This is a genomic window from Ohessyouella blattaphilus (assembly GCF_024721265.1).
GTDB classification, from domain to species: domain Bacteria; phylum Bacillota; class Clostridia; order Lachnospirales; family Lachnospiraceae; genus Aequitasia; species Aequitasia blattaphilus_A.
Genome location: NZ_JAMXOC010000040.1, coordinates 1 through 10,530, shown reverse-complemented (window position 1 = coordinate 10,530; position 10,530 = coordinate 1). Strand labels below are relative to the sequence as shown.

At 35.1% G+C, this 10,530-nt stretch carries 11 protein-coding genes; all 11 read right to left on the bottom strand.

What is annotated here, in order from left to right:
* Positions 1-89: 89 nt before the first annotated feature.
* Positions 90-956, bottom strand: coding sequence for a tyrosine-type recombinase/integrase (locus tag NHH16_RS14755; RefSeq protein ID WP_262070363.1), 867 nt, complete (start codon positions 954-956; stop codon positions 90-92).
* Between the two features lie 240 nt (positions 957-1,196).
* Positions 1,197-2,594, bottom strand: coding sequence for an oligosaccharide flippase family protein (locus tag NHH16_RS14750; RefSeq protein WP_262070362.1), 1,398 nt, complete (start codon positions 2,592-2,594; stop codon positions 1,197-1,199).
* A gap of 2 nt (positions 2,595-2,596) precedes the next feature.
* Positions 2,597-3,721, bottom strand: coding sequence for a polysaccharide pyruvyl transferase family protein (locus NHH16_RS14745; protein WP_262070361.1), 1,125 nt, complete (start codon positions 3,719-3,721; stop codon positions 2,597-2,599).
* 45 nt (positions 3,722-3,766) lie between these two features.
* Positions 3,767-5,035 (bottom strand): O-antigen ligase family protein, encoded by a 1,269-nt coding sequence (locus NHH16_RS14740; protein WP_262070360.1) that lies wholly within the window; start codon positions 5,033-5,035, stop codon positions 3,767-3,769.
* A gap of 81 nt (positions 5,036-5,116) precedes the next feature.
* Positions 5,117-6,004: a glycosyltransferase family 2 protein gene (locus tag NHH16_RS14735; RefSeq protein WP_262070359.1), complete on the bottom strand. Its 888-nt coding sequence runs from the start codon at positions 6,002-6,004 to the stop codon at positions 5,117-5,119.
* Between the two features lie 18 nt (positions 6,005-6,022).
* Positions 6,023-7,252: a glycosyltransferase gene (locus NHH16_RS14730; RefSeq protein WP_262070358.1), complete on the bottom strand. Its 1,230-nt coding sequence runs from the start codon at positions 7,250-7,252 to the stop codon at positions 6,023-6,025.
* Positions 7,249-8,097: a polysaccharide pyruvyl transferase family protein gene (locus NHH16_RS14725; RefSeq protein WP_262070357.1), complete on the bottom strand. Its 849-nt coding sequence runs from the start codon at positions 8,095-8,097 to the stop codon at positions 7,249-7,251. The genes NHH16_RS14730 and NHH16_RS14725 overlap by 4 nt, the downstream gene beginning before the upstream one ends.
* An 18-nt stretch (positions 8,098-8,115) precedes the next feature.
* Complete coding sequence (gene pssE, locus NHH16_RS14720; protein WP_262070356.1) at positions 8,116-8,604, bottom strand: PssE/Cps14G family polysaccharide biosynthesis glycosyltransferase; 489 nt, start codon at positions 8,602-8,604, stop codon at positions 8,116-8,118.
* A 26-nt stretch (positions 8,605-8,630) separates the two neighbouring features.
* On the bottom strand, positions 8,631-9,107 hold the full coding sequence (gene pssD, locus NHH16_RS14715; RefSeq protein ID WP_262070355.1) for a PssD/Cps14F family polysaccharide biosynthesis glycosyltransferase: 477 nt from the start codon (positions 9,105-9,107) through the stop codon (positions 8,631-8,633).
* Positions 9,108-9,127: 20 nt separating this feature from the next.
* Positions 9,128-10,375: a nucleotide sugar dehydrogenase gene (locus tag NHH16_RS14710; protein WP_262070354.1), complete on the bottom strand. Its 1,248-nt coding sequence runs from the start codon at positions 10,373-10,375 to the stop codon at positions 9,128-9,130.
* A gap of 48 nt (positions 10,376-10,423) precedes the next feature.
* Positions 10,424-10,530, bottom strand: a 107-nt coding sequence (locus NHH16_RS15750; RefSeq protein ID WP_262070364.1) for a sugar transferase, incomplete at its 5' end; no start/stop codon positions are given.

Below are 10,530 nucleotides of genomic sequence, written 5' to 3'. Positions count from 1 at the left end.
TACCGGGCGGATTGCGGACTTACACCGGTTAGAAACGTGCGCCGCCAGGCGCACTGCAAAAACACAACATAATATTAATTATGTTGTGTTTACTGTATAAATTTATTCATTTCTTCAAGTTTTCGTATGAAGTGTGTGTAGCTGCCTTTCGTATAAATCTTGGTAGTTTCAATACTGTTATGTCCCAAATATTCTGAGAGACCAACAATGTCTTTTTCAATCTCGTAATAGCATCTGGCGAACATATGTCGCAGGTTATGAGGAAATCCCTTTTTAAGAGCTACCCCGATTCTTTTGCATATTTCTTGAATCTCACGCCAGAGATTACTTCGATCTACCGGGCGACCATTTCTTGTGATAAAGATTGAACCTGCTGAAATCTGATGCTCCCTTGCATAGCACAGAAGCTTTTTTCGCAGTTCCTTGGTTATACCGATGGTTCTTGTCTTGCCTTTATTATGAATTCTGATAACCCCGGACTTTAATCGCTCTAGGGTAATGTCGGCTAGCTCACTCACCCGGATTCCCGTACTGCCTAAGGTTTCTAGGATCATTGCTAGGCGATCCTTGCCTTCTTCCCTAGCGGTATTTACCATGCGCTTGTATTCTTTTACGCTTAAGCACTTCTCATCATCTAGGTAAGGGGCTTTTTGAATCTTAATCTGCCGCACTCGGCAATCGCCTCTATCAATATAGTAAAGATAGTTGTTGACCGAAGCCAGCATGGAATTCACACTGCTACTTTCGTATTTCTTGATTAGTTCTTCTTTATACTCAATCACCTGCGCTTTGGTAAGCTGGGTTACGGTATCGCAACGGCCAACTAAGAACTTTAAGAACTTCTTAACATCCCTTTCATACTTTTCAATAGTCGCTTTGCTTTTTTCATCTTCACATAAGCGCTCGCGATAGAGGGCTAACCTTTCTATCTGCGTTTCGATATTGTCTGTTTCCATTTTTGTATACCTCCTAAGTCTTTTGTCCTTAGTAGTATACCAAAACTTACTATCCATTTGGGTAGTTATTCACAAAATGGGTAGTGTTTTTTAAAAAAGGGTAGTTTGTGAGTCTTAGGTGTATTATGCCAAAAGGGTAGTGTTTTTTCAACAAAATTGTAACCAACAGTTGTTTGAATGTCATAAAAAGCCGTTTTGGGGTGGGGGGTGGTAATATGCCGTTGTTTAAAACTACTTCACCTACCTTTTATGCAGTAAGTTTAATATTCTCCGGACAATTCCCAAATTGAATATCAAAAAAAAGACTGCTCCCAAAACCAAATTTACAATATTCAAAATCAAGCTTTGCTTAAAACATATAATTATCATTAGAACTAACAAACTTAGCTGACCAAGCTGCCTCTTTATATTCATATCTATCTGTTGAAATTTTCTGCAATTGACTAACCTAAAACAATATAAAAACATGTATGAAATCAAAGTAGATAATGACCCAGCCCATATACCTATGTTTTGTACAAAACATAAGTCTAATATAATGTTTATTGCCGCCGCTACCATTGTAGAGATGCCCACATTCAACGTTTTCTTATGCGCGACATAAATCCCACCAAAAAAAGAGGACATTACGAAGAAAAACATACCCAAAACTAAAACTGGTATTTGGAAATAAGCATCTTCATACTTTCCATTTATTAAAAGACGAAACATTATCGGAGTTCCTGCAATAAGTAGTGCTGTACATCCAAACATCAAATCAAATACTTGGTTTAACACACGTGAGTAATATTTTCCCGCATCCTTATCTCCTACTGCAATTGATGCATTTTCCTGCCAGGCCATTACCATTACTGATTGTGCTATAGATAATAGATTAGGTATTTTGTTTGCCACAGAGTACACTGCATTTTCCGTAATTCCTAGGAAGAGAGTAATAATTATCCTGTCTGATAGCTTTAGTATCCACGTCGAAAGATTATTCGGAACCATTGGCCACGAATACCTCAAAAGTTCCTTTATTTTCGAGTTAGAAACCCAGCACATCGATAGATAGTTCCATATCCTAATAGTTATACAAAGATATATAATAGCTGCAAAATTTGCAACCACAAGAGAAACCATGACACCTAAAAGACCTTTTCCCATTATTTCAACTGCTAATATTATACCAGCTCCATTAACACTAGCTAAAATAATTGAGCTAATCGAATAAATCTTATTCTTTCCAAGGCCTCTTACAACTTGGCCTAGACAAATCGCCATACTATCTACTAAAAAATATATTGCCACTACTAGCCTTTCAAGGTAATCTAGCATAGGTATAAAGACAAATATTCCTACTGAAACAATTAATGTAATGGGAAAGACTACCACGATAATATTAGTAATAATTTCTGAGGTCTTCTCATAATCTCCACGCGAGTCAATTAAAAATCGGAATGCCGCAGATTGAATTTGCATAGTCGCAATTGGTATTGCAAGCATCACTAGAGTTATAATTAAATCATATGTACCATATTCTGTTTTTGAAAGTCGAGCAGTAACAATCGGCAAAGTGATAATCGAAACTATCTTAGGAAGAAATTTCCCAAAAGATAATACTGCAAAATTTTTGACTAATTCATGCGCCCTGCTCATAACTATACATCCTGTCTCAGTTTTTTTAAAAAAACAGTAAATCCTTTATTGTTATCATCTACAAAATTATCGAAATTATTTTCATCCTTTAATTTTTCGACTAGTTTTAGCCAGTCTGTAACATTACATTTTTCTATCGAAATATAATGATTTTCCAAAGTCGTCCCGACCAAAAGTCCTTCTATTTTACTTTTCTTCAATCTTGTTCCAAGCGCTAAAAATGGTGTGTTATTAGTAATGCTAAAGCAAATTCCGTGAAAATATGAAGAAATAACAAAATCAACTGATTTCAAAAGCTGCATCCACCTAAATGGATCTAGTTTATCCGCGCAAACCATACCTTTATGGTATTCAAATACTGTAATAAGATTATAATCCTTCTCCAAATCTTTACGTATTCTTCCAATCGTCTTTCTCTCTTCCTGACCACACATTATTACTGCTGTTTTCTTCATTGGATTCAGTCTCTTATCCTCCACTAGCATTCTAACATCAACCTTTTTTATGTTGAAATCATACAGTAATGATGGGTCGCAAGATAACATCATATTCTCACTACTTATCCCAGCTCTTTGTACGATTTCATATGTAAGTCGATCACGAACTGAAATAAATTCGAAATCATTTAACGCTAATGCTAATTTCTCATGATTTTCTTTATCTAAAATATCAAATTCTACTCTCGCCGATACCGCATATGCAAATTTTCTACAGCCTAATTCACCAAACAAAAAATACGGATTCGGAAATCCTCTTATATTGTTTACTCGCCAGATCTCATCGCTCCCTGCAATAATCACATCATATTTCCCTTTTACCATCTCACAGAATTTTTCTATGCTATCCGAACACAAATACTTTTCAGAGCGAATTTCCTTAATCTTCTCCATTCCTTGTGCAAAATATTGGTATAAGTTTCGCTTAAATAGATATCTTCTATGATGATACAATTTCCGTTTTAATGGCCAATTCTCCGGCTTATAAGACAGCTTTGCTCTCTTCATATCAAAGTCAATAATTTCGGCTTCCATGTCAATTTCTTGGTTTAATCTTAAACATAATGCAACTGATTGTAAAAACGCTCCATAATTAAATGCTCTATGATATGTCAATATCCCTATCTTCATTTTTTTATTTCTCCTAAGTATGTATTTCAAGTACAGCTCACATAATTATTGGCAAATCTTCATTGTCTTTCTCTTATAATAAAAACCTAATCCACAGGCAAAAAAGTACGGTAAATTTGTCATTTTATCATATAAGGGATTTCCAGTTAAGCAGTACAGTAGAAAAAAAATCTGGTAGGATGCTGAATATGCAATATACATTCTTTCTTTTCCATATTCACCTCGTTTTACAAGCTCTACATATACTTGAACTGCATTCCTTAGAGAGTAAATGAACCAACTAATATAAATCGCAAAACCAATAATACCTGATTCACAAAGAAGCTGTAAGTACACATTATGCACAGCATACGTACGCGAATATCCCAAATGCGCTGATACTGTCTCTTGAAATTGCTCCCATCCAATTCCTATAAGTGGATTCCTTTTAAATGTCACTAATGAGGCTCCCCATAATCCATATCTAGCGTTAACAGCCGCATCATTTCCTTCCATAAAACTTCTGAATCGCTCGAATACCACAGCTAATTCCGGAACATAATTCGCTACTACAAGCATAATAACTACACAAATAGAGATTGCGGCAATCGTCTTAAAAAATCTATTTATGACATTTTGTCTAGCTGTAGACAAATAAAACATACCTAACAAAGCCGCTATTGAAAAAAGTAGGTGAGCACGTTTACCCGTTAGCAAAAGCGCAACCAGCATAATCACAATAAGTGCAAACTCCAATTTTTTCTTTTTTTCATAATAGCGAATACTCGCTATTATGAATCCCGAAGCCAAAAATACTCCATTCGTCGAGTAATGATTAGTAAATCCTGATATGTACCCATTTCTGAAGCTTCTTAATAGCATTTCACGTGTGTCTGGAAAAAGTTCCCACACATACGGCAGATACAAAGACGGAATTAACGAGATAATAATGGTTGATATTGCATAAAATATATATGCTGCAAATAAAAAATTCAATATATATCTATGTATTTGCGGAATATACGTTGCCACAACTACAAAAAAGACCGCTCCTATATATACAACGCTATCTGATGCTCCCCATCCTGGATTGTTCAAGCTTACAAAGCACATAAGAAATGCATATATAAATATCGGAAGAGTAATGCTCTTTTCGTATTTTCTGTTTTTGAAAACAATAATTCCCACTAGTAGTACGAAAACCACTGCTAATAAATATTTAATATTTCTATCCGAAAAGAAAGCAGTCGAAATTCCTCCTTGATTTGCAAAAAAAACAAATAGTAATGCAGTTGGTATACAAACAATTTCTCTTTTATTAATTATAATTTTCATTTACATCCTTCCTGAATTTAGCGACAAACAAAACCCTACTCCAGAATAATGCTACATTCAGTATATAATTTTTCTCCTGCGCTAATGAAAAGGTCTTCTTCTTTGCAGCCTCTTAATAACCCCCTTTGTTGGTTCTAGAATATTTCTAATATTAATTGGTTTTACTTTTATCGCAGCTCGCCAATAAAAAAAGCCTTCGGACTTATATCCCGCCGTTAGCATGTTATTACACATCTTTATCATTTGGTAATAGTACGCATTTGGATATACCTTATACAGATTATTGTGTTTTTTCATAAAATAATTAAATCCGTCAATTTTATTTTTTATATTCGTTGAGATTGACTCCTCCGAAACGTTGTAATTCGCTGTAGCTACGTCAATATATGCAAAGTCGCACACTTCTGCTAATCGTAAGATCAAATCATGATCCTGACTAGACTTTAAATTAGTGTCGAATCCACCAATCTCCCTGATTTTTTCAATTCTAAACAAAGGAAATAGTGCCATAGGATTTTTGTGTAACATATATTCCAGCATATTCCCATTTTTTCCTTCATCACAAGATAATTTGCGTATTTTCCCATCATTCCTGTAAAACGGGGTATATGAAAGCCCAATGCGACTTTCAGCAAATCCAAGAAGTTGAGTCTCAATCTTATTTGCAAACCACTCATCATCGTCATCAAGAAATGCTATGTACTCTCCTTGAGCTTCTTCAATTCCCATGTTTCTAGCCTCACATGCACCCGAATTCTGTTTCATAGAGCGATACTTTACATTTCGCATGTACAATGTAGTTAATTCTCTTATTCTTTCCGACATATTAACGTCCTCCGGGAAGTCATTTACTATTATGACCTCGATATTGTCATATGTCTGGTTTATGGCACTCTCAAGCGCTCTCCTTAAAATCTGTAATGGTCTCCTATATGTAGTTATAACAATTGAAACTAATGCCTTTTGCATCTATATATCTCCCTAGTATCACTTTCCTGCTACTAATTCATTTATTTGTTGAACGAATTTCGCATAATTATTTTTCGCTTGAAACCTTTCTTCCCACATTTTTCGCACTGCCTTATGCTCCTTATTCTTTTCCTCTGACGTTTTCAACATATATAGCTTTAGTGCCTTTACAAGCTCTTCTGCCTCAAGTTCAGCATTTAAAATAATACCAGTAATCCCTTCCTCAATTATCTCTGAACTTCCCCCTACATTTGTAGCAATTGTCGGTATTCCAAAGGAGGCTGCTTCCATTATTGAAACAGGCAACCCTTCTGCAGAACTCACATTCACAAATACATCGTAATAATTCTCTCGATAATACTCGCATACTTTAGTATTAGAAACCATGCCCGTAAGCTTTACCTCCATGAAATCCAATTCCTTCTTAACACGCTTTTTTATGTGTTCATATAATTCCCCGCCGCCTATATGTGTCCAAGATAGCTTAATATCACTTCCCCTTAAAATTTTTAGAGCATCAATCAACAAATCCAATCTTTTCACGGGTGCCACTCGCGAACATGAAACCATCCTAAATACCCTAGATGGTTGCTTTGTACACCTCCCTCGATCATCTGTACCTAAATACGAAGTTGTTACTTTACCCGCATAACTTGGATATTTACATCGCAAATAATTCGTTCCATTTTGCGAACACGCATAGATTTTATCAAGATTTTTTATAATAACTTCTCGCTGTGGTAAGTACTTTTTTTCCTCGTATACATCAAAGTTGTGAGCTCGCGAAATGCATTTTACTTTCGTATCATTTCTCAATAACTCTTTTAATTTTATGGCAACTTTTGCAGAAATAAAAAGCCAATAACTATATAGGACAATTTCATCATCGCTTTTAAAATCAAACCTCATAAGTTCTTTCATCACTCTTTTAGACTGCAAGTCAGCTGCCGCTTCAAAATACCCAGAATAAAGCCACTGTCTCGCTCCTTTTGAACTTTTGTCCTTTTCTCTAAATATACCCCTCAAAAGATATTCTATATTTCTTTGTTTCGCACCAAGTTTATGGTAAGTAATAACATGAACATTTGGCGATTTAATCCGCCTTGTCATTTTGCTTTTTTTTGTCTTGTCGCTTGGAAAAATCAATATCTTATCAAAGTGTTGACTTATTTTATCTATTTCATTCTCTAGGAATGATTCTCCACTTTCATATGGAAATTTCCTATTTAATAAAATTAAGTATCTCATACTTCCACCCTTTTTCTAGATGGATACGGAAAGCAAAAAATCATATCTTTTTTTTTCTTCTCAACCATATCTCGTTTGACTTTATATTTATCATCGATTTCATCTAAACTTTTAATTGTTTCTTTTCTCATATCTGTGTAATCATGTACTATTCCATATGCTGAATAATAATCATCGAATTTAAATCCGTCTCCAAGCAAATTATTCGTTACAATTATATGCCTATTAGGGATACCTAAGCTATCTGCGATAATTAGTCCGTGCAGGCTACTGGAGATTATATAATGACACTGAGATATTTCGTATATAACATCTTTAGGATCTTTCTTTACATCTATGAACACCGAATTATTAAATCTCGCAAGAAGCTTCTGAAATTCTGGTTCGCCCTGCTCTTTAAAATGAGCAATAATACCAACTCTATATTTCTTTTCTGGAACAACCTCTAAGAGGAATGATGCTAATATTCCAGCATCCCCCACTGGAACTGATATTCTTTTCCCTAAGATTTTTTCAACTCTACGTTTACTTAACTCCCCTCGAACAGCACATATTTTTGTTTGCTTTTTATAAAATTTTGTGTCACTCGCCTTGTAACTAATAAAACCCGTTCCCCATATATAAACCTTCGGGAAAATCGGGCTCGTAATTAACTTCATGAGATTTTTTATTCTATTCTCCTCATATGTATAGTTACCCAAACCACTACCTATCCCGCTTATTTCCCCTGTTAAATAGCTCTTTCGTGTAACTCTATATCCAAAGCATTTTTTTATAATCTCCCTATTTAAGATGTCTCCCATATTTTCTACTTTTGCGTAATACATATTTATGGTATCTTTCATAACATCCTTCTCCCTACCCTACTTTTTTTCTGTTTTTATCAAAAACGCTTCTATACTACTTAAAACGCTCATTCGCTTTGACGTATAGGGCTTAAGTTCCGCTGAATATATTTGGTTGTATGCATCTCCCAATTTTTTTATATCATAACAAGCAAGAATAATACCCATCTCTTCAAATTCCTTCAAAAGTTGTATTTGATGATTATCCACATGTTCTCCATAACAAGCTAGTCGCGGAACTGCAATAACTCTCTTTTTATTTTTTACGGCCCCAATAATGGCTCCTGTTCCACCGTGCGTAAGAACAACATCTGCCTTTTTCTCTCTTTCGTTGTATTTCTCATAATCGAGAAATTTCGTAAACTCATAGTTTTTTGGCTCATAATCACTATACCCTGTCTGAGCAAAGATATCTTCTCGCATTATATTACTCTCAACTAGGTCGTCAACTTCCTCCAATAAACGATTAAACTGAAATTTCTGCGATCCCAACGTAATAAATATCACTATATACACCACCTTTAGTACACTTTTTAATAAACTCCCCCTATGTAAATGGCCTTTGGAAAAATCTCTAACATGGACTCCCATTGCACATAAAACTGGTCAGCAAGTTTATACATGAGTTTCCCCGTTTCGGTTGCAGATGTTACTTTTGCAAATGACTCGATATAAATCAACTTTTTCCTTGCTATCTTTGATAATATGCAAATAGGAATCATAGCAAGAACCCCTGTGCATATTGTTACGTCTGGTTTCTCAACAAAAAAAATTCTAATTGATTTCATTGTATTTAATATCATATGCCATATAAATAGCTTTTCTTTACGATTTACTTGCTCAAGATAATAGGTTTTTCCGCCTTTTGATTTTACAAGATATGAAGTTTTTTCTGTAATCACAATACTCTTATATTTCTCCATCAATGGCTCCAACATAAGCAATTGCTCATAATGCCCTCCAGATGAAGATGCAAAACACAATTTTAAAGTCTTCTCCTCTTTATTCATATACACATTCCTCTTCAAAATTAATCTCTCCTGAAAATATCGCGCGTGTAGACTTTGTCCATTACATCCTTCAACTCCTGATCATAACGATTAGCTATAATCACTTTACTTCTCTTTTTGAATTCCTTAATATTATTAACAACATCACTTCCAAAGAACGTCTCGCCATCTTTCAAAGTCGGCTCATAAATAATAACCTCAGCTCCTTTTGCTTTGATCCGTTTCGCAATACCCTGAATACTACTTTGACGAAAATTATCACTCTTACTTTTCATCGTTAAGCGATAAACTCCAATTACTACAGAACTTTCTTGTTCTCGCTTAAAGTCTGTCTGATCTCCATAGTTATAATATCTGGCCATCTGAAGAACCTTATCAGCTATAAAATCTTTTCTGGTTCTGTTAGACTCTACAATCGCTTCGATTAATTTCTCAGGAACATCTACATAATTTGCTAACAACTGCTTAGTATCTTTTGGTAAGCAATAACCACCATAGCCAAAACTTGGGTTATTGTAATGTTTTCCAATACGAGGATCCAGGCTAACACCGTCAATAATCTGTCTCGTATCCAATCCCTTACACTCTGCATAGGTGTCTAGCTCATTAAAATAAGCTACACGTAGAGCCAAGTACGTGTTCGCAAATAATTTAACCGCTTCTGCCTCTGTCACTCCTAGAATGAGCGTATCAACTTCCTTTTTTATCGCACTTTCTTGCAAACATCTTGCAAACTCATGAGCCATATAGGCTAAATGCTTTTCCTTTAAGTCAGTACCAACAATTATGCGTGAAGGATACAGATTGTCATAAAGTGCTTTCGATTCACGAAGAAATTCGGGACTAAAGATAATATTCTTGCTGCAAAACCTCTTACGTACACTTAATGTATAGCCAACAGGAATTGTAGACTTAATAACCATAATTGCATTCGGATTACATTCAACAACCAACTTTATCACTTCTTCAACTGCTGATGTGTCAAAACTTTTTGTACGGCTTTCATAATTGGTTGGCGTCGCTATCACAATAAAGTCTGCAACACTATATGCCTTCTTTGCGTCTAAGGTTGCGGTTAAGTTAAGTTTTTCATCTGCAAGATATTTCTCTAGATACTCATCCCGAATTGGAGACTTTCTCTTATTAATTAACTCCACTTTTTCCTTAACGATATCTACAGCCCAAACCTTATGATGTTGAGCTAGCAGTACTGCAATCGATAACCCTACATAGCCGGTACCAGCCACCGCAAATGTATACTTCTTCATATTTCCACACTCCTAAAAGATAATCATATTTTGTAATACTCTTTGAAATCATACCGCGCCCTTCCCGTTAAACACCACTTGTATCGTCTTCCAAATAATTCTTATGTCTAACCAGATATTCCAGTTGGCAATATACTTTGTATCTAGCGCTACCA

Coding starts and splice junctions, on each gene's coding strand:
- NHH16_RS14755 (WP_262070363.1), bottom strand. CDS start 956: ATGGAAACAGACAATATCGAAACGCAGATAGAAAGGTTAGCCCTCTAT.
- NHH16_RS14750 (WP_262070362.1), bottom strand. CDS start 2,594: ATGAGCAGGGCGCATGAATTAGTCAAAAATTTTGCAGTATTATCTTTT.
- NHH16_RS14745 (WP_262070361.1), bottom strand. CDS start 3,721: ATGAAGATAGGGATATTGACATATCATAGAGCATTTAATTATGGAGCG.
- NHH16_RS14740 (WP_262070360.1), bottom strand. CDS start 5,035: ATGAAAATTATAATTAATAAAAGAGAAATTGTTTGTATACCAACTGCA.
- NHH16_RS14735 (WP_262070359.1), bottom strand. CDS start 6,004: ATGCAAAAGGCATTAGTTTCAATTGTTATAACTACATATAGGAGACCA.
- NHH16_RS14730 (WP_262070358.1), bottom strand. CDS start 7,252: ATGAGATACTTAATTTTATTAAATAGGAAATTTCCATATGAAAGTGGA.
- NHH16_RS14725 (WP_262070357.1), bottom strand. CDS start 8,097: ATGAAAGATACCATAAATATGTATTACGCAAAAGTAGAAAATATGGGA.
- pssD (WP_262070355.1), bottom strand. CDS start 9,107: ATGAATAAAGAGGAGAAGACTTTAAAATTGTGTTTTGCATCTTCATCT.
- NHH16_RS14710 (WP_262070354.1), bottom strand. CDS start 10,375: ATGAAGAAGTATACATTTGCGGTGGCTGGTACCGGCTATGTAGGGTTA.